Source organism: Sporosarcina saromensis, assembly GCF_033253735.1.
Classification (GTDB): Bacteria; Bacillota; Bacilli; order Bacillales_A; family Planococcaceae; genus Sporosarcina; species Sporosarcina saromensis.
Map to the genome: position 1 here is coordinate 45,133 of NZ_JAUBDI010000018.1, position 24,715 is coordinate 69,847.

Annotated in this window: 25 protein-coding genes; 13 read left to right on the forward strand and 12 right to left on the reverse strand. The window is 42.8% G+C overall.

Annotation, left to right across the window (positions count from 1 at the left end; all coding sequences use genetic code 11):
• Positions 1-60: 60 nt before the first annotated feature.
• Positions 61-294: a hypothetical protein gene (locus QT711_RS15355; protein ID WP_317945689.1), complete on the forward strand. Its 234-nt coding sequence runs from the start codon at positions 61-63 to the stop codon at positions 292-294.
• Between the two features lie 501 nt (positions 295-795).
• Here QT711_RS15355 and QT711_RS15360 read toward each other — a convergent pair.
• From QT711_RS15360 to QT711_RS15370, 3 genes are read right to left on the reverse strand one after another with little or no spacing between them, the layout of a single operon-like run.
• Complete coding sequence (locus tag QT711_RS15360) at positions 796-1,581, reverse strand: ABC transporter permease (RefSeq protein WP_317945691.1); 786 nt, start codon at positions 1,579-1,581, stop codon at positions 796-798.
• Positions 1,578-2,480, reverse strand: a complete 903-nt coding sequence (locus QT711_RS15365) for an ABC transporter ATP-binding protein (protein WP_317945692.1) — start codon at positions 2,478-2,480, stop codon at positions 1,578-1,580. The genes QT711_RS15360 and QT711_RS15365 overlap by 4 nt, the downstream gene beginning before the upstream one ends.
• Positions 2,477-2,677 carry a PLDc N-terminal domain-containing protein gene (locus tag QT711_RS15370; RefSeq protein ID WP_317945693.1) on the reverse strand — a complete coding sequence of 67 codons (201 nt, stop codon included), beginning with the start codon at positions 2,675-2,677 and terminating at the stop codon, positions 2,477-2,479. The genes QT711_RS15365 and QT711_RS15370 overlap by 4 nt, the downstream gene beginning before the upstream one ends.
• Positions 2,678-2,818: 141 nt before the next feature.
• Here QT711_RS15370 and QT711_RS15375 point away from each other — a divergent pair, with 141 nt between their 5' ends.
• From QT711_RS15375 to QT711_RS15395, 5 genes are all read left to right on the forward strand, one after another.
• Positions 2,819-3,706, forward strand: coding sequence for an EamA family transporter (locus QT711_RS15375; protein WP_317945695.1), 888 nt, complete (start codon positions 2,819-2,821; stop codon positions 3,704-3,706).
• Between the two features lie 129 nt (positions 3,707-3,835).
• Positions 3,836-4,375: an RNA polymerase sigma factor gene (locus QT711_RS15380; RefSeq protein ID WP_317945697.1), complete on the forward strand. Its 540-nt coding sequence runs from the start codon at positions 3,836-3,838 to the stop codon at positions 4,373-4,375.
• On the forward strand, positions 4,368-5,102 hold the full coding sequence (locus QT711_RS15385) for a hypothetical protein (RefSeq protein ID WP_317945699.1): 735 nt from the start codon (positions 4,368-4,370) through the stop codon (positions 5,100-5,102). Before QT711_RS15380 ends, QT711_RS15385 begins: the two co-directional genes overlap by 8 nt.
• Before the next feature lie 769 nt (positions 5,103-5,871).
• Positions 5,872-6,231 (forward strand): hypothetical protein, encoded by a 360-nt coding sequence (locus tag QT711_RS15390; RefSeq protein ID WP_317945701.1) that lies wholly within the window; start codon positions 5,872-5,874, stop codon positions 6,229-6,231.
• 107 nt (positions 6,232-6,338) lie between these two features.
• The gene (locus tag QT711_RS15395; protein WP_317945702.1) at positions 6,339-7,526 is read left to right on the forward strand and encodes an alanyl-tRNA editing protein; all 1,188 of its coding nucleotides are present in this window, start codon (positions 6,339-6,341) and stop codon (positions 7,524-7,526) included.
• A gap of 53 nt (positions 7,527-7,579) precedes the next feature.
• Here the strand turns inward: QT711_RS15395 and QT711_RS15400 are convergent, their stop codons facing one another.
• Positions 7,580-8,548 (reverse strand): c-type cytochrome, encoded by a 969-nt coding sequence (locus QT711_RS15400; protein WP_317945704.1) that lies wholly within the window; start codon positions 8,546-8,548, stop codon positions 7,580-7,582.
• Between the two features lie 156 nt (positions 8,549-8,704).
• On the opposite strand from QT711_RS15400, the gene QT711_RS15405 reads away from it, so the two are divergent.
• Complete coding sequence (locus QT711_RS15405) at positions 8,705-8,869, forward strand: hypothetical protein (RefSeq protein WP_317945705.1); 165 nt, start codon at positions 8,705-8,707, stop codon at positions 8,867-8,869.
• A gap of 167 nt (positions 8,870-9,036) precedes the next feature.
• Here the strand turns inward: QT711_RS15405 and proS are convergent, their stop codons facing one another.
• Positions 9,037-10,473, reverse strand: coding sequence for a proline--tRNA ligase (gene proS, locus QT711_RS15410; protein WP_317945706.1), 1,437 nt, complete (start codon positions 10,471-10,473; stop codon positions 9,037-9,039).
• Between the two features lie 939 nt (positions 10,474-11,412).
• Here proS and QT711_RS15415 point away from each other — a divergent pair.
• A complete protein-coding gene (locus QT711_RS15415) occupies positions 11,413-11,751 on the forward strand; it encodes a zinc ribbon domain-containing protein YjdM (protein WP_317945707.1) in 339 nt (112 codons plus the stop codon).
• A gap of 18 nt (positions 11,752-11,769) precedes the next feature.
• On the opposite strand, the gene QT711_RS15420 is transcribed toward QT711_RS15415, so the two are convergent.
• From QT711_RS15420 to QT711_RS15430, 3 genes are all read right to left on the reverse strand, one after another.
• Positions 11,770-12,594: a cytochrome c oxidase assembly protein gene (locus QT711_RS15420; RefSeq protein ID WP_317945709.1), complete on the reverse strand. Its 825-nt coding sequence runs from the start codon at positions 12,592-12,594 to the stop codon at positions 11,770-11,772.
• Between the two features lie 158 nt (positions 12,595-12,752).
• The gene (locus tag QT711_RS15425; protein WP_317945711.1) at positions 12,753-14,504 is read right to left on the reverse strand and encodes a GMC family oxidoreductase; all 1,752 of its coding nucleotides are present in this window, start codon (positions 14,502-14,504) and stop codon (positions 12,753-12,755) included.
• Positions 14,505-14,519: 15 nt separating this feature from the next.
• Positions 14,520-15,350, reverse strand: coding sequence for a gluconate 2-dehydrogenase subunit 3 family protein (locus QT711_RS15430; protein WP_317945713.1), 831 nt, complete (start codon positions 15,348-15,350; stop codon positions 14,520-14,522).
• 181 nt (positions 15,351-15,531) lie between these two features.
• On the opposite strand from QT711_RS15430, the gene QT711_RS15435 reads away from it, so the two are divergent.
• The 3 genes from QT711_RS15435 to QT711_RS15445 all read left to right on the forward strand — a co-directional run bounded on the left by QT711_RS15435 (position 15,532) and on the right by QT711_RS15445 (position 18,621).
• Complete coding sequence (locus QT711_RS15435) at positions 15,532-15,957, forward strand: GatB/YqeY domain-containing protein (protein ID WP_317945715.1); 426 nt, start codon at positions 15,532-15,534, stop codon at positions 15,955-15,957.
• A 383-nt stretch (positions 15,958-16,340) separates the two neighbouring features.
• Entirely contained in the window at positions 16,341-17,876 is a 1,536-nt protein-coding gene (locus QT711_RS15440) for an AbgT family transporter (RefSeq protein ID WP_317945717.1), read from the forward strand.
• Between the two features lie 328 nt (positions 17,877-18,204).
• A complete protein-coding gene (locus QT711_RS15445; protein WP_317945719.1) occupies positions 18,205-18,621 on the forward strand; it encodes an SRPBCC family protein in 417 nt (138 codons plus the stop codon).
• 367 nt (positions 18,622-18,988) lie between these two features.
• Here the strand turns inward: QT711_RS15445 and QT711_RS15450 are convergent, their stop codons facing one another.
• Positions 18,989-19,522: a hypothetical protein gene (locus QT711_RS15450; RefSeq protein ID WP_317945721.1), complete on the reverse strand. Its 534-nt coding sequence runs from the start codon at positions 19,520-19,522 to the stop codon at positions 18,989-18,991.
• A gap of 400 nt (positions 19,523-19,922) precedes the next feature.
• Here QT711_RS15450 and QT711_RS15455 point away from each other — a divergent pair, with 400 nt between their 5' ends.
• Positions 19,923-20,627, forward strand: coding sequence for a class I SAM-dependent methyltransferase (locus tag QT711_RS15455; RefSeq protein ID WP_317945722.1), 705 nt, complete (start codon positions 19,923-19,925; stop codon positions 20,625-20,627).
• A gap of 968 nt (positions 20,628-21,595) precedes the next feature.
• On the opposite strand, the gene QT711_RS15460 is transcribed toward QT711_RS15455, so the two are convergent.
• Positions 21,596-22,009: a universal stress protein gene (locus tag QT711_RS15460; RefSeq protein ID WP_317945723.1), complete on the reverse strand. Its 414-nt coding sequence runs from the start codon at positions 22,007-22,009 to the stop codon at positions 21,596-21,598.
• Positions 22,010-22,044: 35 nt separating this feature from the next.
• Positions 22,045-23,454 carry a SulP family inorganic anion transporter gene (locus QT711_RS15465; protein WP_317945724.1) on the reverse strand — a complete coding sequence of 470 codons (1,410 nt, stop codon included), beginning with the start codon at positions 23,452-23,454 and terminating at the stop codon, positions 22,045-22,047.
• A 124-nt stretch (positions 23,455-23,578) separates the two neighbouring features.
• Between QT711_RS15465 and QT711_RS15470 the strand changes: the two genes are divergently transcribed.
• The gene (locus tag QT711_RS15470) at positions 23,579-24,127 is read left to right on the forward strand and encodes a recombinase family protein (protein ID WP_317945725.1); all 549 of its coding nucleotides are present in this window, start codon (positions 23,579-23,581) and stop codon (positions 24,125-24,127) included.
• A 250-nt stretch (positions 24,128-24,377) separates the two neighbouring features.
• Here QT711_RS15470 and QT711_RS19615 read toward each other — a convergent pair whose 3' ends face one another.
• Positions 24,378-24,542, reverse strand: a complete 165-nt coding sequence (locus QT711_RS19615; RefSeq protein ID WP_398296239.1) for an AbrB/MazE/SpoVT family DNA-binding domain-containing protein — start codon at positions 24,540-24,542, stop codon at positions 24,378-24,380.
• Positions 24,543-24,715: the final 173 nt, after the last annotated feature.

Genomic DNA, 24,715 nt, shown 5'->3' on the forward strand with positions numbered 1-24,715 from the left:
TCATCTCACATTAAAACGTGAATAGTAGAAAAAAGCGTAACAAGAAAGGACGTGTCACACATGAACAAAAAACGGAATTTCACGGAAAACGACAGAAAAGATGCAGAAGGTTCGTTCATGGACAATCCTGAAAACCTGCCAACAGACAAGGAAAGTATTTACGATATGCATGAAGATATGCAAACCGTCGACTCCATCCCACTAGAAGATGTGCGGATGGAAGAGGAAGAGGAAAATCGACCACGGGATACGAAAGACTCCTCCTCAAGTGAAGAAAAATTTTCAACTGAGTAAAACCAATTACACCTGTTAGCAACCACAAAGAACCGCGCGAAGCAATGGCTCCATACACCTTGCTTTCACGCGGTTTTATACTGGACGAGATTAAAAGTCTGAACGAAAACAGCATGCATACTCATGAACGCTCTCGATTACTTGTAAAGCACTAAATCAAAACCTTTTGTTTGGTAAAAGCATTCTGCGCGAAAGACAACTTCCGCCTACAGGAACTCCACGCGGGTTCATGCTGATTGGGAATCCAGTATCCATTTTACTCTGAAGCTTTAGAACACCACATACTTTTCTTAAACGCGGCATATTTCTTGGGAAAGCCGCATAGTTCCCCCGAACGCAGCATAACCTCTTAGAACTCAGCATATTCCAGCAAAACGCCGCATAACCCCACGGAACTCAGCATGTTCCTGCAAATCGCCGCATAAACCCACAGAACTCAGCATATTCCAGCAAATCGCCGCATAACCGCCCGGAACGCGGCATCCCCCCAAGAGATCTTCTTTACACAGTCGTCTTCGCAGCATTGCGCTTGGCGAAAAAAATCCCAATCAGGAGTAACCCGATAATTAACCCAACAGTTAATCCGATACTCAGCCAAACCGCTGAAGTCTCCACTAGCGCATCTTGAAAAGCATATGATGCGTACGTCGCTAGTTTCAAAGGTGAAATCGTCCAATACATACCAACGAAAGAATCAATTACCGGTAAAACGATTAACACCAAAATGGAAACGCCCGCTACACCTCCTGTGGAAAGCCATGCACTTAACGCAAGGACGACTGTGACCGCAAAAACAACCCACAAACTATATGTGCCGGCAAACTGCATGACTTCCCCTACATCAACTGGGTTGAATAAAATGTCGATGTAATACCAAGCAGCTAGGAAACCCGCCCACATACTTCCCAGCATAATGGCGTTGACAACTATCCATTTGCTGAGAAAATAGCTTCCAAAATCCATCGGTCGTACATAAAGCAACGTAGCCGTCCCATTTTTTCGTTCACTAGCGATAGACCCCATAAACGCAAGAATGAGAATAAGCATTCCGATCATCTGGTATTGCCCCATTAAAGATACAAATATATCTTCACCTCGAAGTTCCGGCCACACGAATTCCGTCCCCTCAGGCATATTCCCGATACTTTTCATAATTTGCGGAAGAAAGTGGTTTGTGACTGGTTCGATAATCCCGAAGATGATGAACACGACAGGTATCCAAAATAGCTTATAATTACGGACGTTTTCCCGCCATTCTTTTTGCAATAAAACCCCCAGATTTCTCATCCTTCGACCACCACTTTCATAAAGATTTCTTCTAAGCTCGCGGTTTGCAGTTCAACTTTTCGAACGATGCAAGAATGGGTATGCAAGAACGCTAGCACTTCTGACATATTCGTTTCTTCCGTTATTGGATCGATTGAAACACGTTGACGTTCACTCGTTGCCTTCCATGGCGCAAGTGCGACGAACCTTTTGAATTCCGTATCTAATTCAAACTCAATAAGAATACGAGGATTCGCATATTTTTTACTAACGTCTGTGAGGGAACCATTTTCCACTAGCACACCTTTTCGTAAAAATAAAAGCTGGTCCGTCATTTCTTCTGCATCATTTAAAATGTGCGTTGAGTATAAAATTGTCGTTTGTTGCTGCAATTCTTTCAGCAAATTCATGACTTGCCGACGCCCTACTGGGTCAAGCGCTGATACTGGTTCATCCAACAGTAAAAGTTCAGGTTTGTGTACGATTGCTTGCGCTAATCCTAAACGTTGTTTCATACCACCTGAAAAAGTGCCCACTCGCTTTTTTAATGCGTCGCTAAGTCCAACAAATTCAAGTGTCTTCTGCGCCTCTAATCGTGCTTGTTTCGTTTCTACCCCACTTAAACGAGCGGCCATCTCCGTGAATTCCAAAGCCGTCAGCCATGGGAAAAACTTTGGATATTGCGGCAAAAAACCGATAGATGAGCGCAAATCCTTCTTTTGTTCATTATGAAACAATACCGTTCCTTCTGTAGGTGTCACTAACCCTGCCAACATGGACAATGTCGTCGTTTTGCCTGCCCCATTTGGTCCAATTAACGCGGTGGAAGTTCCCTCTGCTAATTCAAATGAAATTCTGTCTACCACTCGATGATTGCCAAACACCTTAGTAAGTTGTTGCACGTGAAGAAGTTGAGTCATTCTTGACGCCTCCCGAAGATGAAATACAAAATAGGACCGATTAGATTGAGAAGTAAAATAATGAATAACCACATAATGAATGAGTCTTTTGTCCGCTGATTTTTGATGAGGTCAATTAAGGCTATTACCATTAAGATGAACTGCAGTACAAGCACCGGCGCGATAAGCTTCCACGGGATATTTGCTAACTCTTCCATACCACTTACACCCTTTCTTTTGTTTGTTCTATAAATAGTATAACACCCGTTGTTCTAGTTTGTATAGAACAACTAAAAGATTTTTCAATGCTTATTCCATTCAGTCCGTGCTATACTATTTCGTGGACTGGAGGAGCATACATGAAATTTTGGATGTATCCATTGTTCGTCATTATTGGTGCGAGCAGTTATGGTATTCTATCGACGATCATTAAATTGGCTATCCGTGATGGCTATACAGCTGCCCAGGCAGTGACTAGCCAATACTATATTGGATTTGTATTAGCAGTAATCATTTTCGTTGTGACACATCGAAAACTCCCAAAGTTTGGGGGCGGTTTTACGCTTGTCATCGCTGGTTTATTCACCGCCTTGACTGGAACTGTTTACGGTAAAGCAATTAGTTACATGCCTGCTTCTCTTGCCGTGGTCATGCTTTTTCAATTCACATGGATTGGGATGCTCTTCGACTGTATCGCGCGTCGGCGATTACCTAAGCGGATTGAAGTTATTGCATTGGTCTTTTTGTTCGGAGGAACCCTTTTAGCGGCCGGAGTCATTGATGCAGACCTAAGTGGCATTCCTTGGCAAGGTTGGGCTTGGGGGATGGCTGCAGCAGTGAGTTTTTCTGCTTTTTTAATGTCTAATTCACGTCCTGTTGAAGGGATGGATATGCAAACACGGCTACTGTTCATGTCTTTTTTTGCTGCAATTGCTATCACATTTTTCCAAGAGCCGAAGATTTTGTTTGATGGCACATTGGTCGATGGATTGTGGATATACGGACTGATTTTAGGTGTCTTTGGTATCATCTTGCCCATTTTACTGTTTTCAATCGGCATTCCGAAAGTGGGGGCAGGGGCTGCTTCCATTTTGAGTGCAATTGAACTACCGGTAGCTGTCACAGCTTCTGTGCTTTTATTGCAAGAACATTTGACCATCTTGCAACTTGTCGGCATCGCCATTATTTTAGTCGGCATGACGTTGCCTAGCTTCGCAAATCGTAAAATTGCACTAAAGAAATTATAACGACTTAGATTTCACAGAACCGCTTTGGCTCTTGTGAAATCTTTTTTTGTGCTGAAAACTTTTTAAACATTCGAAGGGTATATATAGTGAAGACAACAAAATTCGTTGGCAGTGAAAGGAGTGCGCCGCGTGAAGGACAATACGTGGGTCAAACAAATACGTTTCGGAAATCAACTTGCTTTCCGTCAATTTTATGAGGCGTATGCAAGCAACGCAATCCGCACCGCCTCCGCAATTACCCGCAACCGAGAATCAGCAAAAGATGCGGTGCAAGAAACGTTTATCCGTGTTTTCCGGCAAATTGACAGTTACGATACAAATTTACCCTTTGACCCTTGGTTTTACCGAATACTGACAAATGAATGCCTACGGTTAATGAAAAAAGAATCTTCATTGGTGAACATTTCACCCTCTGATTTAGCGAACAATGCAGCATTGGCAGAAGCTTCATTCGACCATTTGGCGGATCTTTATGATGTGATTCAAGCTTTAGATGATGGGCATCGTATACCAATCATCCTAAAATATATTAAAGGATTTTCCGAAAAAGAGATTGCGGACATTTTAGGGTTGAATCAAAACACCGTCAAGTCGCGATTATTTAAAGCAAGAAAACGGCTGAAGGTTCAATTGGAGCCGTTTGAAAGGGAGGCGAATCCGGGTGAGTAACTTTGAGGAGCATGTGAAGAAGGCATTATACAAGCAGACAGATGATGTTGTGAATGAATTGCAAGAAGACATTTGGAGTCATTTGGATGAAGAGCTATTTAAAGGGAGGAAGCATAAAGTGAAAAAACGAAAAGGATTGATTTCCGCCGTTATTGTCGCTGCAGCGGCAGTGATTATTGCGTTCACTCTGCAAACGGACACTGGCCTAGCCCTTATCAAGAGTGTAAAAGATATGTTTGTTCCGGAAAAGGAGATTATTCAAAGTCTTGAGGGGAAAGATGAGGCGACCAACGTTACGTTAAATGAAGGCGCCAATTCTGAATATGTTATATACGTGGATGAATCACGTTATAAGATGATCAATGGAGAAGAAGCGGATGTCATTACTACGATTGAGCCCCTTCCTGAAAATTATCCTGAAGTCAGTATGGAGATTAAGCAGGTCGCATCTAAAAAACCGGATTTGTTGGTAAAGGAAATTGAGGAAGCATTGAAAAAGGACTTTCCTGAATTGCGACCGATCGAAACGGTGACGGAGCCAGTTGAAGGTTTTTGGCTACATGGCCTCACTGAATCGACATGGGATGGGAAAGTGATCGATGTTTACGTGACTAGTAACGGGAAGGACGGAAGCTTTGTCATTACGCAAAAGTATTTTCTTGAAGCGGCCGAGGGGCACGGCGCGAGATTTACGCATATGCTAGAGAGCTTTGAGATTGTTGAATAAATAATTGATGGGAGAGGATGAACTTTTTTGTTCATCCTTTTTTTTGGGGTTATGCGGCGTTCTGGGGAATTATGCCGCGTTTGGAGCGGATATGCCGCGTTCTGAGGAATTTTGCCGTGATTGCTTGTATTATGAGCCGTTAAGGAGAAGTTTGCCGCGTTTGAACACTTATGATCGCGGGGATTTTTTGTTGGTGGAGTTGCTGTCGCGCTGAATGACTTTTACAAACTAGGGTTTTATGAACGGTTATGCGGCGTTTTCAAGAAGTATGAGTTGTTTTGGGCAAGTTGGCCGCGTTTGCGTGGAGTATGAGCCGTAAAGGAGAAGTTTGCCGCGTTTGAACACTTATGATCGCGGGGATTTTTTGTTGGTGGGGTTGCTATCGCGCTGAATGCCTTTGACAAACAAGGGTTTTATGAACGGTTATGCGGCGTTTTCAAGAAGTATGAGTTGTTTTGGGCAAGTTTGCCGCGTTCTGCGGAGTTTTGCCGCGTTTGCGTGGAATATGAACCGTTAAGGAGAAGTTTGCCACGTTTGAACACTTATGATCGCGGGGATTTTTTGTTGGTGGAGTTGCTGTCGCGCTGAATGCCTTTGACAAACTAGGGTTTTATGAACGGTTATACGGTGTTCTGAGGAATTATGCTTCGTTTGTAGGATGCTAATCCCTCTTCATTGCTCGGGCCTTTTCTTTTTCTTTTTGTCTATGAATATTTTGCGTGGATATCGGGTATAGATTGTAAAAGTAGATTAGCAAGGGGGCTTGAAAGTGGATAAATTCTTGGTCGTTTTAGATACGCTAATTATTGTACTGTATATACTCTTGATTGGCTTTATATCGCCTTTCATTATTCAATTTATGAAAAAGAGAAATTATGATTTATTCATCCAGCTACTGCCTATCGTGTCAATTATGTTACTTGGTAGTATTGCAATTTCCATCGCAATTGGTGGACTGAACGAGATGTTGTTTTTTAAACTGACGACGATTGTATCTAGTATTCTTCTAGTGTCACTTCTATTTTTAACGATTGCGATGAAGTCGTTATGGAAGGACAAATATGATCTGTTGATGGAACGGATTGTGACTTTTTTGCAAAAAAATGAACGGAGCTTCTCACTGAAATAGTGGGAAGCTTTTTTTATTTCATGTACACTTACACTACGTGAAGCATTAAACTATCATTATTTTGTAGATGGACACTGCTATTTACACATTCTAAGGGAGACGTTTCTATGTTAAAAAATCGATTTTATTATGAAGATGCGTATCAAAAGTCGTTTCGTGCATGCATTGTACATAGTGGTGAGGATGAAAACAGGCGTCCCTATGTTGTTCTTGATAATACTGCATTTTATCCGACCGGTGGAGGACAGCCGCATGATACGGGGACCCTTGAAGGGATTACGGTTATAGATGTGGAGGAAGTTGACGGCGAAATTCGGCATTTTCTTGATGAGCACTATCTAGGTTCACCAGAAGTGACAGGGGAAATTGATTGGCCGCGCCGCTTTGACCATATGCAACAGCATGCTGGCCAACACATTTTGACGGCAGCGTTTGTTGAGCTTTTTGGCTTCCAGACGGTAAGTTTTCATTTAGGGAAGGAGCTCGTTTCGATTGATTTAGACGTGGAGTCAATTTCAGTAGATCAATTGGCAGCGGCTGAAAAATTGGCCAATTCGATCATTCTTGAAAATCGACCTATTGAAACGAAGTGGGTGACGGAGGATGAATTGGTGCATTACCCTCTACGTAAACAAGTCGCTGTAACCGACGAGATTCGTCTTGTCATCATTCCAGACTTTGATTATAACGGTTGTGGGGGAACGCATCCCCGCTCAACAGGTGAAGTTGGAATGTTGAAAATCCTTTCTACGGAAAAGCAGAAACGGAAAGTTCGTGTACATTTTGTATGTGGTGAACGCGTACTACATGAGCTTCATCGTAAACATGAAGAACTTTCAACAGCTTCAAAATTATTAAGTGCCCCGGAAACCGGTGTTAGTATGGCGATTGAGAAGTTACTATCTTCACAGCAACTGTTGGAGAAATCGCTTGAAGACGCCAAAGAAGCATTGTTGACATTTGAAGCGAAAGATTTATTGGCCTGTCAGCATGATGCAATTGTGAAAGGTACATTTGAGAATCGATCGATACAAGAGCTACAAAAACTAGCGCGCCTTCTTGTCGGCTTGGATAGTGAGGTCGTTGTGTTGCTCGTCGCTGTGAATGAAGATAAATTACAATTTGTTGCAGCTCGTGGCTCTTCTTGTGAAGCGAATATGAAACAAGTATCGGCTGCGGCTTTGCCATTAATGAATGGTAAAGGAGGCGGAAATGAATCGTTTGTCCAAGGTGGCGGGGAGCGTGCCATTTCTAGTGAAGAAATTTTACGGGTAATGGAACAAAGCTTGAGCTAATGAAAAAACCGCGTGAACATCCTTCGTTTCACGCGGTTTTATTATGCTATGACTCAGTTTTTGCCGAGCACTTCATTCCAATCAATTGTACCGTTTTGGATTTGCTCACGACGCTCTTTATCAATGATATCAGTTGGTCTTCCGCCAGCTGGCCAGTCTTTGTCATGATTTTTCCATTCCGGGCGATCATGTGACAGGATGAATGCCGCCAAATCACTTGCCTCTTGGTCTGTCAAAGTACCTGCTGCCCCGATCGGCATATTATGTTGAATGTAACCTGCCATTTTGGACATTCTTGAAATGCCTGCGCCGTCATTGAATGAACCATCCCCCCATAACGCTGGACCTGTATTAGAGCCTGTACCTGCCCCATCCGCTGCGTGACAAGCGATACAGGATTGCTGATAAAGCTTTTCACCATCCGCAACGCTAGGTACCGGGACGTCTTCCATGTTACTTTGGTGTCGCCATGGAAGGTCTGCACCGACAGGAATCCCTTCAGAAATATACGTTAAATATGCGACCATTGCATCTAAATCTTCATCGTCGTCCGCAAACTTTTGGCCATTCATACTTCTGACCATACATCCATTAATCCGCTCTTCCAAAGTAACAATTTGTCCTGAACGTCCGATGTACATGGGATATACAGATGCCATCCCGACGAGTGATGATACTTCCTCTTCCATACCTGCTCCTGCGTGACAGCTAGTACATGATAATTCATTAACACGTGCCTCACCATCTGCGGCAGTTGGTGCTTCGCTTCTCAAAACGTTCGATGTGTCATTTGTTAGTTCATAACCACGTAAAATGGCTTCTCCTAATGGGCCGTCCGGTACATCATCCAAAGATGGAGGATTATGTACAATGCCCGCTACTTGTGTTGGTGTTTCTACAGTTGTTTCTTCTTTTTTGTTCGCCTCTTCTTTGTTGGCTTTTAATTGATTTGCCATCATGCCAACCATTGAAAATGCCACTACTAATAGGAATCCTAGAACGAGTGTTGAAGTTTTTCTCATTTCTAATACCTCCTTTTCTATACTTTAACCCTACCCTGTACTTCATTCTTTTTCTATGCATTTTTCTATATGTTTTAAGATTGAAACAACTTTGTGGCAAATTAAAGAAACATGGGAACTATTATCATTTAGTATGGTAAAGTTGGTAGAATTATAATGTATGACCCATTTATTATGCTCATATCTTTCTTTGCGCTGCATGCCCTTGATCAACTAAAGGTTTTTCATCATGGTGGGTTCTTTTTATCGATCGAGTTCACAATTTATTCGATTGGATACGAGAAGTTATCGATTGGATACGTCGACTTATCAATCGTATAGTGAAAGTTATTGCCATTTCATGACCTTCGTACTACATCACCCCAACAACATGCACTCCCAAAAACAGAATAAAAAAATCCCCCATTCAGTCGGAAAACTGAACAGGGGGGTATATGGTATATTCCATGCACTTCAATGTGGAACTGCCTAATTCACTAAGCTTTTTATTAATAAGCTCTCGCGAACCACACTGTATGCTTAGCGTCTTTGCCACAATTAATGCATGTCGACTTTTCTGCTGGTGGATTGAATGGGATGTTACGTGTTGTAAATTTCGTTTCTTCCTTCACGTGCTCTTCGCACGCGTCGTCTCCACACCAGCCTGCAAGGATCCATCCAGGGATTTCGCCTTTGTCTACTGAGTCCGCAATATGCTTTGTCAACTCGTCCAATGTGTCGATATGTGTGTGGGAATGCTCCGAGCGGAATGCGCGTGCCTTTTCAAGCAAACGCGTTTGCATCGTTTGTAATTCCTTTTCTACACTTTCAACAACTTGAGACAATTCAACTGCTACTTTCTCGCCTTCATCTCGTGCTTTCATAAGTGCTTGGTTGTTTTCCAAGTCACGTGGTCCAAGCTCAATACGAACAGGAACGCCTTTTAGTTCCCACTCGTTGAATTTGTAACCTGGCGATTGATCGGAATCATCCAAACGGACGCGGATACCTTTCGCTTTTAACTCCGCAAAGATTGCGTCGAGTTTCTCCATGATGGCAGGATTTTTCTTCCATGGTCCTACTGGGATTAACACGACTTGTGTTGGTGCAATACGTGGTGGTAATACGAGCCCTTGCTCATCACCATGTACCATAATGACAGAACCGATAAGACGCGTGGACGTGCCCCAAGATGTCGTATGGACAAATTCATGACGGTTTTCCTTCGTCAAATACTTGATGTCGAACGCTTCCGCGAATTTCGTACCTAAATAGTGGGACGTTCCTGCTTGTACCGCTTTTCCGTCCTTCATCATCGCTTCGATTGAATACGTGTCAACCGCACCGGCAAAGCGTTCTGATGGCGTTTTTTGACCGTCATAGACAGGAATCGCAAGCAATTCTTCAACCACTTCTTTATAAATATTCAACATTTGCATTGTTTCTGTACGTGCTTCTTCTTCATCCGCATGTGCTGTATGACCTTCTTGCCATAAGAATTCGGATGTACGGATGAACGGCAATGTTTTCTTCTCCCACCGGAAAACGTTCGCCCATTGGTTAATTAACACTGGCAAATCGCGGTAGCTTTTAATCCAATCCGAATACAAATGACCGATCATCGTTTCAGATGTAGGACGTAGCGCCAAACGCTCTTCCAACTGCTCGCCCGCAGCTTCCGTTACCCATGGTAGTTCAGGAGAAAACCCTTCAATATGATCCTTCTCCTTTTGGAAGAATGACTCAGGAATTAACATTGGGAAATACGCATTACGGTGGCCCGTTTCTTTAAAGCGCTTATTCATCTCTTCTTGGATGTGCTCCCAAATTTCAAAGCCATCCGGTTTAAATGCGATACACCCACGCACTGGCGTGTAATCCATCAAATCTGCCTTTTGGATCGTATCGATATACCATTTTGAAAAATCGTTTTGCTGATTGCTCATACTATTTTCCTCCCTAGACATAATAAAAAGCACAAAGCTGTCCCTCAAATAAGGACGTCTTTGTGCTGGATAGACGTGGTACCACCTTCGTTCAGCTTATAACGTTCATAAGCCCTCGGACGTTTAGTAACGAAAACGACTCGGTTATGTTTGCATAACATCTCCGTGGTAGGGTTCAATGAAAAGCGGTGGTATAGCTCTCAACATTCGCTATACTTTCTGTTTCACAATTTCCATCTACTTGGCCACTTCTTAGATTCCATATTGCTTATAATATACCAAAGTTTCACGGTTCATTCAAATTGATTCACTTTTCTTTACTTTCACACCTTAGAGTAACGATTCTACGATAACAGGCGAGTTGGTTAACCAATTTGTGAGATATAATAATATCCAATTTCCCTTAATCCTCGATAAACACCGGATTTCCGCTCCAGACGGCGCGTTCCCCGGGCACGACTTCAGCCAAGCCAACTGCGCAGGGTGAGCTTTGACTTAAATTCTGTGCATTTTACAGAACTTAAGGCAGCCTCGGTGAACCGTTGCTCCTAACGCTACGCTTTTACTCGCAAAAGCTGTTCTTCGTGACAGCTTTCGCCGCCTTTTGCTCCAATCCTGATGAGCATTTTTTAAGTTGAGAGGAAAATAAGTTGTCAGCACAAGCTAGTTGGCTGGAGTGCAGGCGCCGACTCCTGCGGGGGAATAGCACGAATGGTGAGACCCCGCAGGGAGCAAAGCGGACGAGGAGGCTCACCCGTGCCCCGCGGAAAGCGTGCGCCGGAACGCAAGCCAACGGGTTCGAAGAAGTATACTTGTAAAAAATAGCTAATCAACAGGCCTGCTACGATAAACAATTAATCCATATTCTCTACCACCACTTGGCTTATTCGATTTGTTTGATATAGTAGAGAGGAATATACCGGATGGAGGAATCAGATGATGAGTACATTGCCAAATTGTCCTAAATGTAATTCAGAATACACATACGAAGATGGAAATCTGTTTGTTTGCCCTGAATGTGCATACGAATGGACAGCTGAATCCGAACAGGAGGCGCAGGAGGAGAAAGTGTACCGTGATGCAAACGGAAACGTCTTGCAAGACGGAGACACCATTACGGTCATTAAAGATTTGAAAGTGAAAGGCAGCTCCAATGTTGTCAAAATGGGAACGAAAGTGAAAAACATTAAATTGGTGGATGGCGATCATGATATTGATTGTAAAATTGATGGATTCGGCCCCATGCAACTAAAAACTGAATTTGTGAAGAAAATCTAAAAAAGCTGCTGTCCGGAGTTAATCGGGATAGCGGCTTTTCGCTTCTATTTGTCCCTCATATTTCATAACCATCCCTAAACTAACCTTGTGCAACCCGAGCATGAAAAAACCCGAAAGTGCTTGGTCGTATTTCGTATTGAATGGAGATGGTAATACATCGGTGGAACCGAGACTTGGTGGCAGGCACAAATGGACCGTAAGTTGGTTGAATAAAGCATTATTGCCACTATCGATAAAAGCAGTCAGTATGAATAATAGGCAAGCAGGTAAAAGGATGTACCCACTGTTCATAGCGTACCGCTTCATTTGATTGGCAGCTAAACGGTTTTTGGGGTCCGGCGAAACCATCGGCCACCACATCCCGAAGGAAAGAATGAATAGCACAAACAGATACGCATTTTGAAGCATCGGTATTTTTACTAAAACAGTAAGCATGAAAGGTAAATGATAAAGCAGAAAAAGTAGCGCAAACAGGTAGAGGCTTGCGATCGGAACGTTTCTGAGGCGAGAAGTTGTTTTGACAAAACGCTTACTTGTTAGTTTTTGGAACAGTGATTCGGGAATCCCAAGGAGAAGCAGTGGTGGAATGAGGAAGTATAGGATGCTCATTTGAATCATATGTAAGCTGAAGGATAGGTGGCTGATGACGGCTAAAGGGCTACCGACGATGGCATACAAGAAAATCATGCTAACTAGAAACAGCATCGGTTTACAGCTGAGCCATTTTAACGCTGTATAGTTATGAATAAACCATATATACACACAATAAGTACATGCGCATGCAATAAATAAATACCAATTCCATGTCATTTGTCCACTCAGCAATAGCCAGAAGTCTGGCATAACAAGTACCCCCCTCTTTAAATGGCACGCTACCTGTAGTATATGTATTTTTAATTGAACTGGTTCCGTTTTTGAAGCAACAAAAAACCGCATAAACCAACTATAAATAGGTTGGTTTCATGCGATTTATTCGTTCTAGATTCGGTTTTGGACTGCTGTTACACTTGCGTACTCACTTCTTTTTTAGCGACCAGCATACCGCCTTCTTTCAAGTACTTCTCAATTCCTTCTGAAGCACGATAGGCGAGCGCACCAACGGTTTCTGTCGGGTGATGGCCTGCGAATTGAGGGAACGCGGACGCACCGATAACAAAGATATTTTCTGCATCCCACATTTGTAGATAATTATTTACGGCAGACGTCGCAGGATCTGTACCCATAATGACGCCACCTGCGTAATGGCCGCCGTCATAGACGTGGTCGAATTCTTGAGGCACTTCATCCTCATCCACAATGTCTGCGCCCATCGCTTCCATAATTTCACGCGATTTCTCGATACCGAATTTAGCGATATTGCGGTCTTGGTCAGTATATTTAAAGGTTACGCGTAATAGCGGATCACCGTTGTCATCCTTGTAGGTCGGATCTAAACTGAGGTAATTGTGCCACCACGCCATGTTTGCGGATGTGTACCAAACGACCAATGATCTATTTGTATAATGAACAGACTTCTTTTTGAATTCTGCTCCCCATGACGGTGTTCCTTTTGGCACTTTGTTCGTTGCGATAGGGCCGGAACCGTATTGACGCATTTCAATACCGCCACCGTTGAGGAAATTTAAATTCGTATGGTCGAAGTTATCCGCTGCATAATCGCTGATGACGCCCCCTAATGCTCCTGCACCTGCATAGTAATTGAATTTCTTCTCATCGAAGAAGCCACGTGCACCTAGGAATGTAATGCCAAATTGACCGTTGTAATTTCGACCGATGACTCCTTTTCGCGTTTTCGGATCATACGGCTCGCCGATTCCAGATAGTAAGAGCAAACGATTATTTGTAAAAGTGAATGCTGCGAGCACGACTACGTCTGCAGGTTGTTCGTATTCCTCACCCGTCAATGTGTTCACATACAAGACACCTGTCGCTTTCCCATTTTTGTAGATGACGCGTCGGACATTCGCTCCGACTCTAGCCTCAAAGTTCCCCGTCTTTGTCGCAGTCGGAATGACGGAAACAAGCGGATCTGATTTAGCACCGAAGTCACAACCGTATTGCGTACAATAAGAACAGTACATACAAGCATTCATCGCTTCACCATCTGGATTTGTGTATGACTGCGATAAATTTCCTGCTGGTACTTGGAAAGGATGATAGCCTAATTTCTTTGTTGCTTCTTTGAACAATTTAATAGGTGGTGATTCTTTCATAGGCGGGTTTGGATAGTCGCTGGAGCGTTTTGCGGCGAGTGGATTCGGGTCCGCTTCACCTGAAATGCCCGCTGTCTTCTCCCATTTATCATAGTACTTTTCCATCTCATCATACGTAATGCCCCAGTCTTGAATCGTCATCCCTTCAGGAATCTTGCCTTTTCCATAACGCTCAATCGTCTTGCTTTTAATCTCAAAATCATACGGTGTCCATCGGTAGCATGCACCAGCCCAGTGAACGCTGCCACCACCTAAGTCCGTTCCCGCCATCATTTCTTTACGCGTTCGAACCGGAAGAGCGACTTCGTCTAAATTATTTCGAGATGTAATGGTTTCAGAAGAAAGGTTTTGCATCATTTCATAGCGATTTGTATAGCGGAGCTCATCTTTCACTCCGATGTAATCTTCCCTCGTCTGGTTTTTCCCTCGTTCCAATGCGACTACTTTATAGCCAGCTTTTGAAAGTTCAGCGCAGACAACGCCTCCTGCCCAACCTGTTCCAACGACGACGACATCTACTTTTTCTAATTTAATGACCATCTATGTTTCCTCCCATTAATGACCTTGATAATTGCGTAAACTCTGTGGTTCTAACTTTACAAATTCATCTACTTCAATTTGTGCCATGTAACTTGCTCGCGGACCTGGATATTCCTTCATCTTCCAGCCCATCATGTTTTTATTTCCACCATAAACGGGATCTGCGTATGCGCCTTCTAATGTCGTTTGCAGCAACATATTGAAAAAGTTTTTCGAACCGATTCCTTTTAAGTCCACTTTTCCTTCATCGAACATGCGCAGCACTTCGTCTTGTTGTTCTCCTGTGAGTTTGACGAAGCTTGCACCAAATTCTTTTTGTGCAACGTTATCCATTTCACGGAGCCCCGTAACAAAAATCTCACTTCTCGTCATTTTTGTTTGGTAACGCGGCGTTGGAGCAGGTACTTGCGTTTCAGCGTTTGGTCCTTGTTGGCTTTGATTTCGCGAGTTATTATGCGTGCCTGTATTGGTCGTATAGACGGCAAAAGGCCCTTTCATATATTCCTTGGCGTTAATGCCCCATTCTGTGCTCAATTGTTTGTCAATGAAATACGGAATGCCAAGTTCAATTGCCCCTGGTCCTAAATCATCTTTTGGAAAAATACGCTCTGTGGCGGCAGCTAAAATATCAAAATCTTGTCCGCGACTGAAAAAAACACGCGCATCTTGGATAAGTCCGTTTTCTTGTGTCGACTGTACGGCGGGCTTATCTTGCAGCTGGTTTGTCAGTAGACTGCCAAATAGCCCCCCACCGACTACTCCACCCGCCACAAGGCCCGTATTTTTCATGAACGTACGGCGGCTCATGCCTTTTTTATCTTGTACGCCTTTAGGATTGTCTGCCATTTCGTTTTCCTCCTTTAATAATGACCGCTTTCTATTCATAGTTGCCAGAGTCATCCATTTGTATTCAAATTGTGTATGCAGTGAAGACGAAAGTTGATTTTGGGAAATATCTCTTCTATACTTTTTACACATAGCTTTGTGTCGTTCATTTCTAACGAAACAGAGAGAGGAGAGAAACAATATGTTAAAAACAACTGTGTTCGAACAATTGAAAACCGCAATGAAGGAAAAAAACACTCTCGCAAAAGGTGTACTAACGCTTTTAAAATCCGCATTGGATTCTGCTGAAAAAGAGAAAGGGTCTGCATTGACAGAGCAAGAGGAAATTGCAGTCGTCAACCGCGAAGTCAAGCAGACGAACCAAGCGTTAGATGGTGCAAAACAAGCACAACGCGAAGATTTGATTGAGCAAGAGGAGAAGAAATTGTTACTATTGAAATCCTTCTTGCCAAAGCAATTAAGCGAAGAAGAAGTAAAAGCGATGCTCACTGAAGCAGGTGTCACAAAAGGCATGAACATGGGTGATGCGATGAAAATTGCGAAACCGTTGCTTGCGGGTAAAACAGATGGCGCGACGATGTCGAAGGCTGTCAAAGACTTGATTTAATCTGTAGAACATGAATAACCCACCTGAGCATATGACTCCAGGTGGGTTTATTAATGCCATTTTTTTGTAGGTATATGTTTCTATACTTGTTCTCCGTAGGTACTATTTATTTTTCCACGATTAGAATATCCACTTGTCGCTAGCCCCTTCAAAGAAGCTGCTCAATAGAATTTTTTATACTATTTTTCGACACCCTAAATAAATGAACCCCTACAATACAACAACCAAACAACTTACTAACTAGTAGGACATTTCCTTAAATTTAATCATTTTACTCTACTATTTATCTTCCAATGAAAGTTTACTATACTAAAGTTTAACCAAAATACAGACAAAATTAACAGAATAATGAAATGTATTCTGATGAGAGAAAGGGGTCTTCCATGCATACAAAACGTACAGGGTTCTTCCAAAAGTTTTTAGATATGATCGAAAAAACAGGGAACCGCTTACCACATCCAGTGACATTATTTGCGATCCTTGCACTTGTTGTCATTGTTCTTTCAGCTGTCGTATCTTCCTTTGGGATTAGTGTTCCTCACCCAGGGAAAGAAGGAGAATCGATTGAGGTTACGAACCTTCTCAGTGTAGAAGGCATTCACTATATCATTACCAACATGACAGCTAACTTCATCGGTTTCGCACCACTTGGCGTCGTGCTCATCACAATGCTCGGTATTGGACTAGCAGAAGGGTCTGGTCTAATTAGTGCGTTACTTCGCGGATTTGTCATGTCCGTTCCAAAACGACTGATTACACTTGGACTCGTTTTCGCAGGTGTCATGTCGAGTGTTGCTTCTGACGCAGGCTATGTTGTACTACCACCTCTAGGGGCTGTCATCTTTGCCGCACTCGGACGACATCCGCTTGCAGGTCTTGCAGCGGCATTCGCTGGCGTATCTGGTGGTTTCAGCGCTAACTTATTGCTCTCTGGGACAGATGCTCTATTAGGGGAATTAACAATCATGTCCGCTGCAATTATCGATCCAGCTTATGCGGACGGTATGAATATCGCCATGAACTATTATTTCATCGCATTTTCTGTTGTAGTTCTTACAGTAGTAGGGGCTTGGGTGACGGAGAAAATTGTCGAACCACGTCTTGGGGAATACAACGGTGAATTCCGTGAAAAGGTAGAAAAACTTTCAGCTATCGAGAAAAAAGGGTTACTATGGGCTGGACTTTCATTGCTCATAGCTGGAATCCTTGTCTCTTTACTCGTATTACTACCAGGTGCACCGCTACGTGGAGATGAAGCGGATATGCCGATTATCAAATCACCATTCATGAAATCACTTGTACCAATTATCGCGTTCCTCTTCTTCGTACCTGGACTCGTTTATGGGAAAGTGACAAAAGAAATACGGAACGACAAAGATGTTGCGAAGATGTTATCTGCCACAATGGCTGCAATGGGTACTTTCATTGTATTGTCCTTTACTGCGAGCCAGTTCGTTGCATTCTTCTCAGAATCAAACATGGGACTTGTTCTCGGTGTATATGGTGCAAAGTTCCTTGAAAGCATCAATTTGACGGGCATTCCATTGATTTTATTGTTCATTGTTATCGCGGCATTCATTAACCTGTTCATCGGTAGTGCATCCGCAAAATGGGCAATGATGGCACCTGTATTTGTCCCCATTATGATGAGGCTTGGCTACTCGCCGGAGCTGACCCAAATGGCATACCGTGTAGCAGATTCTTCAACAAATATTATTTCACCACTCATGACGTATTTTGCAATCATCATTGCATTTGCACAGAAATACGATAAGAAAATGGGTATTGGGACACTCGTATCGGTCATGTTCCCTTACTCGATGTTCTTCTTGTTGTTCTGGAGCTTGACGCTTATCGTCTGGATGCTGTTCGGCTTCGACCTTGGACCAGGATCACCGATTCATTACGATGGTAATTAACACGAAAGAGGCTGAGACAAAACTCTACTTAGACCGTTTCTCTGCGCTCCAAAAGGCACGCTTTCCGCGGGGCGCGCTTGAGCCTCCTCGTTCGCGTCGCTTCGCTTTGCTCCCTGCGGGGTCTCAACAATCGCGCTACAGTCCCGCAGGAGTCGGCCTTTTTCCGCTCCGATCCACTCATGAATATGAAAAAGAGAAATTGTAAAAGCAGAAAAAATGCATGAAGGCGAATTTTGCCTTCATGCATTTTTTCTGTTTTGTCCCAGCCTCTTTATGCACGGCGTTATTTGGTATACTCCTAACATTAGCATGCAAGGAGGGTGAACAAATGCCGACCATTGAATACGAGATCTATATTGAAGCCCCTATTCATACTTGCTTCGACCTAGCGCGCAATGTCGAGGTGCATACGTTGACGACTGCAAAAACGAAAGAGCGGGCAGTCGACGGCGTTACACAAGGATTGATGGATGAGGGTGGCACTGTAACATGGGAAGCTGTACACTTCGGCATAAAGCAACGGTTAACAGCAAAAATCATTCAAATGGACGTTCCCTATTCATTCACAGATGTCATGCTCTCAGGGGCTTTTCATTCATTTACACATGTGCACACATTTCAAGAACGTGGCAGTGGAACGGTGATGAAAGACTCGTTCACTTACAAGTCTCCATTCGGGGTAATTGGCCGATTTGCAGATAGGTTATTTTTAGAGCGCTACATGAAAAACTTCATCTCATCATAAGTCGTGCAAAAGAGCTGAAGCATATTGCTGAACATAGAAAAGAACTGCATTGAGTTGCAGTTCCCAGCCTGTTGACAAACGCTCGCATCCGTTGTTGCTCGTCTCGCTCGTCCACTCATGAACTTTAGTTCTATTCGCGTCTTCGCTCGACTTCGCGCGGGCCTGCACGATGCAGGTCATGCAGTCGTTGGGACAGGACGTCCCGAACTTAGACTGCCTTCCACCTGACAAGCGTTTTCAATCAGGCTGAAGAATTTCTATGTATCACAAATTTTATTAAATAAGTGTAGACAAAGTAAAAAATCAACTTTGTCTACACTCTGAGAACTGCATTGAGTAGCAGTTCCTTTTTCCATTCTATCTCTTATTACGCGCTAATCACTTTTTGTTGTTGTATTGTGGCATACATACGAATGAGCAAAACCGCTTCAAACAAAAATAAGACAATCATTGGCAGGAATGCGTAGGAAGGGGTAACGAAAAAGCAAATACCCGCCACTATAAACGTAGCAAACACGCCTCCTACTAACCTGTCTACCTTTGCAAATATACCTTCCTGCAGTAGCAAATGGAGAATATAAAAAATTATGCTCATTCCTACTAGTGCCAGTGCAAGGAGAAAAAATCCAACAAACGATGAACTAAATGTAGACAACGCATGAGTCTGAATTGAGTTCCCAGTGCCATTGAGTACGACAAAAAATACACTATGCGCAAGCATGAATCCTATCCATAATCGAATTCGCTTGAATTGATCACTTTGCAAGTGCAACTCACGAACACCTACATACATGGATAGATAACCAATTACATTCGTTACATAGAACACGATTCCTGTATCGACAAAAGATACATTTGTCGTAAAGAAAATGAAAAATAGGCCTAACACAATCTTTCCCACCGTTTACCTCCTCCAAGATCCTGACTTGTAAATAATTGTAACATACAGAGTAGATTTCATATAGAACTTACCTGTTGATACTACTTGAGCAATGATGATCAGTAGTTGACCAGTAATCGTTTTGCAACATTTGTAACAATTTATTCGCAACTCTTGTTAGATGCACACGTTCTACTACTACTACTACACACGCTTTCCTACTTTTACTCCTCCGACACCCATAACACCTGTTTACCTGCCTGAAGTCACACTGCTGATTGTAAAGCGCTCATACCCCTTTCCAGTACCGTCATAGCAACAATGAATCCCATCATTTTAATTATTCTGTAACGGGAATGACCTTTTCCCACTCGAAATTTTCAGTATAATTTATATATGGATGAAGAAAGAAGGGATTTAGTTGAAAGAGACAATTAGCAGCTACGAAGATGTCGTTGAGATGTTAGATTCTTTATTAAGAGAACCTACAGATTTTTGGAATGCATTTTATGAAGACCGTGATAAAAAAATCCCCTTTTTCGTAAATAAACCGGATGAGAACTTAGTTTCCTATTTTGAAAATCAATTCATCCAGCCTGGAAATGTCCTTGAACTTGGCTGTGGCCCCGGTAGAAACGCTCTATACTTTGCTGAAAAAGGTTGTACCGTTAATGCCGTTGATTTATCTGAAGAATCTCTTCAGTGGGCGGAAGAACGTGCTAACGAAAAAGAGGTCTCTGTAAATTTCATTCACAAAAACATTTTCGAGCTACAACTTAAAGAAGAAGCCTACGATATTATTTACGATTCTGGTTGTTTTCATCATATAGCACCACATAGAAGAATGAGCTATCTTAACTTACTCTCTCATTCTTTAAAACCCGGTGGCTACTTTGCCATTACGTGTTTCGTAAAAGGTGGTGAGTTAGGTGGGGCTGATATAACGGATTGGGAGGTTTATAGAAGGCGTAGTCTACAAGGAGGCTTGGGCTTTTCTGAAGAATCTTTGCGAACAATCTTTAATCGTTTTGAAGTTGTTGAAATACGGAGGATGAAAGATTACGGAAACGATCAGAATTGCTTTGGAACATCGGCTCTATGGACTGCGTTGTTTAGAAAAAGCTAGAACAGGTATCCGAGGGCACTGAAAAAGTCCAATTAAAGGTACTTATGCTAGAACTGTTGATTTACGTTCCGAGCGGACGCTTTCCGTGGGGCGGGCGGTGAGCCTCCTCGTCGCTTCGCTCCTGCGGGGTCTCACCTGTCCCGCTCATCCCACAGGAGTCGCCGCTCTCCACTCCAATCAACGGAACTCTAGTTAAATAAAAACATAAAAAAAGCGATCCAGTGCCGAACGGAATGGTCCCTTTATTAATTTTAGAGTGCCTTGCAATATAAAAACTTAAGTTTTTCAGCGTCCTCCAGGTATCCCACTGACTTTATTTTAGAAGACACAAACAATGATACTCTAATGAAAATTTCTGTAAAATACTGGTTAAATAGACAACCTACCATTTTGAAAAGCAATTTTAATAAATAAATAAAACAGGCGTGTTTATTAACCAATTTACTGTATATAAGAATATTTAATTTTCCACTATAATACTCGATAAACACCGTATTTTTGCTACAGGCGGTCTCGTTCCGCAGGCACGGCTTCCGCCAAGCGAACTGCGAAGGGTGAGCTTTGCCTTAATTTCTGTGCATTATACAGAAATTAAGGCAGCACTTTATTCCCTCACATCGCTCAGTCCTGGTCTCAATTCGCACTGTTCCATCCGGATTCGCCGCCTTCTGCTGAGCGTTATATAAGTTGAGAGGCAAATAAGTTATCGGCACAAGCTAGTTGGCTGGAGTGCAGGCGCCGACTCCTGCGGGGGAATAGCACGAATGGTGAGACCCCGCAGGGAGCAAAGCGGACGAGGAGGCTCACCCGTGCCCCGCGGAAAGCGTGCGCCGGAACGCAAGCCAACGGGTTCGAAGATTCCCACTAGGAAATAAGTTATTAATTAACAGAACTGAAATAAAAAGGTACTTGTTAGGAACTCAAGCGGCTTGTTTTATGCCCCTTGCTCCTTCAAGTACCTTCTTCACTTACTTCACAACCGTTACTGGACAGTCCACGTGCTTCATCACTTTGTGGCTAACGCTGCCGAGCACCATTTCTTGAAACGTATTCAATCCACGGCTGCCGATAACAAGCTGGTCAATGTCTTTTTCATTCACATATTTAATGATTTCAAGGCTTGGCGTCCCCTTCAACATGGTAATATCGGCCTTCACGCCTGCTTCTGTCGCCAAATCTAAAACCGGGTGCACTTTTTGTTCCCGTTTTAACGAAAGACTTTCAGGGCTTTGTGCTAATAACCGTTCGTCTTTCGCCTTGTTATAATCTGCAACATAAATGATTTCCAACTGTGCATTTGGAACGTATTGCGCGAGCTGGATTGCATGTTTTGCCGCACGTAACGCGTTCTCTGATCCATCAATCGCTACAGCAATCTTCATGTGGGTTCCTCCCTCAATGTACCGTTATACTTACTTTACAGTAACTTTTCGTATAAATGCTTACTTGAAGCATTCAACCCTTGAATCTTCACGTTCACACCTTTTTCTTCAAGCTTCTGAACGACTTTAAAAATTGCACCGACTGCCGATTCATCCCATAGCTGGCTATCTTCGAAATTAATGATGATGTCCTGCTCCGTCACATTATCGAATGACTGAATGAATTTCGTCGTGGACGCAAAAAATAACGGTCCTTTAATTTTGTACTCCCCTTCATGATTCGTTACAGTCACACGGGAAATTTTCGCTACGAAGAATAACGCACTTAAGATGACACCGACGACGACACCGATTGCCAAGTTATGCGTGTACAAAATAATTACGACAGTAATGAGCATGACTAATGATTCCGTTCTCGGTGCTTGTTTTAAAAACTTAAATGAGCCCCAGTTAAACGTTGTCATACTTACCATGATCATGACCCCTGCAAGAACGGGCATCGGAATTTTCGTCACCAGATCTCCTAAAACAATGATCAAGAACATGAGGAAGACACCAGCGGTCAATGTCGATAATCGACCACGACCACCCGATTTAATATTAATGATGGACTGGCCAATTAACGCACATCCTGCCATGCCACCGAAAAATCCGGTGATGAAATTCGCAATCCCTTGTCCGCGCGCTTCCCGATTTTTATTACTCGGTGTATCCGTCATATCATCCAATACTTGAGCAGTAAGCAATGATTCCAACAAACCAACAATCGATAATGCCAATGAATACGGTAAAATAATTTTCAACGTTTCTAAATTCAATGGGATGTCAGGAAAGAAAAATGTCGGTAACGAATTCGGCATCGTCCCTAAGTCACCGATTGTTTGCATCTTTACACCGCTCATAAGCGCAATCGCTGTCATGACGACAATTGCGATTAAAGGCGCAGGAATAGCTGTGAAAAACCGCGGAATCGCATACACTAAAATCAGTGTAATCATTGCGAATAAAAATGCAGAAGTTGTCGATCCAAACCAATATTGCACTTGCGACATGAAAATCATAATTCCTAGCGCATTTACGAACCCGAGCATGACCGAGTTCGGGATGAAGCGCATTAAGTTCGCGACACCGAGCCCGCCAAGGATAAATTGAATGATCCCCGTGAGAATTGTCGCAGCCAATACGTATTCCAAACCGTGGTCTGCCATTAAACTGACAAGCACCAAAGCCATCGCCCCGGTCGCCGCGGAAATTAACCCTGGTCTGCCGCCTACAAATGACGTAATGACGGCAATTGCAAACGAAGCATATAACGCAACACGCGGATCGACGCCAACGATAAAAGCAAAAGCCAATGCCTCAGGAATAAGTGCCAGTCCTACAACGACACCCGCCAACAGGTCAGCACGAACATTCCCAAACCATTGTTGTTTTAAACTATACATATTCTAAAAGTGCCCCTCTCATGATGACTAAACTTACAAATAGAATTCCCTAGTGGTAGAATGTTATTAGCATATCATTTGTCGTCCCATAAGTGAATAGTTTTGGGAACAACGAGGTGAAAAAATGAAGTACGGATACAGCCGACCGATTGTACAAGATCAGCAAGGAACACAACAGCTTAAAGGACTCACGCTTGAACACCAATACCGTGAAACCCATGGACTTGCGAAGAAACGAACTGCACTCGAGCAGTTATTCATGACTGTCCGACAAGGGGATGAATTATATTTTCAAAACGTCGAAGCGTTAGCCGATTCGTTGCAACAACTACTCGACGTATTACGGCTCGCCGAACGCGATCAAATCACCATCCATTTCTTAGATGAGCAACTGACCAATCGCACCATCCTGCAACACACTTTCCTTCAGAGTGCTACATTTTTCATGAACATCCAATCGACCTTTTTAAGCCATTCTTCCACCTTCGCCTTACAAGAAGCAAAAGAACAAGGCAAATTGATCGGCCGCCCTCGGAAATCCGATGAGAATCTACAACGTGCGTTTGCAATGTACGACAGCAAAAAATACTCACTCTATGAGATCAAAGAAGCTACAGGCATCAGTAAATCCACATTGTACCGGTATTTAGACGATCGCTCTGCGGGGAATTAAATGCGTAAAAAAGGTACCACCTACCTACATATGTAGGGTGGTACCTTTTTTAATTTCCTCTAAGACTAAACTTTTGGTTCAAGACGTTAAAAGTAACTCCCACTTAAAAAATTCCTTATCAGTAATGAACCGTGTCATGTGAATTCAACTTACCGATCTGCAAGGTTATGCAAAGTGGCATCATAGTTTTCGAACAATTCTTTTACACCGTCAATAAAATCTTGATCGATTCCCTCTAATCCATCCAGATTTAAATTTTGCATTTTTTTATTGAAACACTTCCGTTATTCTCTAACTTAAATGTTAGTTCATCACCTTGATCGGCTTGAAGATAATTAAGTACCTCCGTTGGTAATGTTATACCTAGACTATTCCCTATTTTAGTAACTTTTCTTTCCACCTTACTCACCACCATTTATAAAGTCCAACCCCCCTATCTTTATCATTTTGAGAAATAATTAGAACTGATACTCTGTCAAGAAATTGGACACATTGAATTGAGTTTCATAGCTAATTGTATATTCAAGCTAACGCGCTTTGCTTGTTCGCCTTGTCATAAGCGAACAGAGTTTCACTCTATTCACTTAC

What these genes read in the sequence shown, in the direction of transcription:
- QT711_RS15415 (WP_317945707.1), top strand. Translation starts at nt 11,413, where the DNA reads ATGAGTACATTGCCAAATTGTCCTAAATGTAATTCAGAATACACATAC.
- QT711_RS15400 (WP_317945704.1), bottom strand. Translation starts at nt 8,548, where the DNA reads ATGAGAAAAACTTCAACACTCGTTCTAGGATTCCTATTAGTAGTGGCA.
- proS (WP_317945706.1), bottom strand. Translation starts at nt 10,473, where the DNA reads ATGAGCAATCAGCAAAACGATTTTTCAAAATGGTATATCGATACGATC.
- QT711_RS15370 (WP_317945693.1), bottom strand. Translation starts at nt 2,677, where the DNA reads ATGGAAGAGTTAGCAAATATCCCGTGGAAGCTTATCGCGCCGGTGCTT.
- QT711_RS15355 (WP_317945689.1), top strand. Translation starts at nt 61, where the DNA reads ATGAACAAAAAACGGAATTTCACGGAAAACGACAGAAAAGATGCAGAA.
- QT711_RS15465 (WP_317945724.1), bottom strand. Translation starts at nt 23,454, where the DNA reads ATGTATAGTTTAAAACAACAATGGTTTGGGAATGTTCGTGCTGACCTG.
- QT711_RS15405 (WP_317945705.1), top strand. Translation starts at nt 8,705, where the DNA reads ATGTATGACCCATTTATTATGCTCATATCTTTCTTTGCGCTGCATGCC.
- QT711_RS15425 (WP_317945711.1), bottom strand. Translation starts at nt 14,504, where the DNA reads ATGGTCATTAAATTAGAAAAAGTAGATGTCGTCGTCGTTGGAACAGGT.
- QT711_RS19615 (WP_398296239.1), bottom strand. Translation starts at nt 24,542, where the DNA reads ATGGTGGTGAGTAAGGTGGAAAGAAAAGTTACTAAAATAGGGAATAGT.
- QT711_RS15435 (WP_317945715.1), top strand. Translation starts at nt 15,532, where the DNA reads ATGTTAAAAACAACTGTGTTCGAACAATTGAAAACCGCAATGAAGGAA.
- QT711_RS15360 (WP_317945691.1), bottom strand. Translation starts at nt 1,581, where the DNA reads ATGAGAAATCTGGGGGTTTTATTGCAAAAAGAATGGCGGGAAAACGTC.
- QT711_RS15420 (WP_317945709.1), bottom strand. Translation starts at nt 12,594, where the DNA reads ATGCCAGACTTCTGGCTATTGCTGAGTGGACAAATGACATGGAATTGG.
- QT711_RS15365 (WP_317945692.1), bottom strand. Translation starts at nt 2,480, where the DNA reads ATGACTCAACTTCTTCACGTGCAACAACTTACTAAGGTGTTTGGCAAT.
- QT711_RS15445 (WP_317945719.1), top strand. Translation starts at nt 18,205, where the DNA reads ATGCCGACCATTGAATACGAGATCTATATTGAAGCCCCTATTCATACT.
- QT711_RS15460 (WP_317945723.1), bottom strand. Translation starts at nt 22,009, where the DNA reads ATGAAGATTGCTGTAGCGATTGATGGATCAGAGAACGCGTTACGTGCG.
- QT711_RS15430 (WP_317945713.1), bottom strand. Translation starts at nt 15,350, where the DNA reads ATGGCAGACAATCCTAAAGGCGTACAAGATAAAAAAGGCATGAGCCGC.
- QT711_RS15470 (WP_317945725.1), top strand. Translation starts at nt 23,579, where the DNA reads ATGAAGTACGGATACAGCCGACCGATTGTACAAGATCAGCAAGGAACA.
- QT711_RS15375 (WP_317945695.1), top strand. Translation starts at nt 2,819, where the DNA reads ATGAAATTTTGGATGTATCCATTGTTCGTCATTATTGGTGCGAGCAGT.
- QT711_RS15440 (WP_317945717.1), top strand. Translation starts at nt 16,341, where the DNA reads ATGCATACAAAACGTACAGGGTTCTTCCAAAAGTTTTTAGATATGATC.
- QT711_RS15395 (WP_317945702.1), top strand. Translation starts at nt 6,339, where the DNA reads ATGTTAAAAAATCGATTTTATTATGAAGATGCGTATCAAAAGTCGTTT.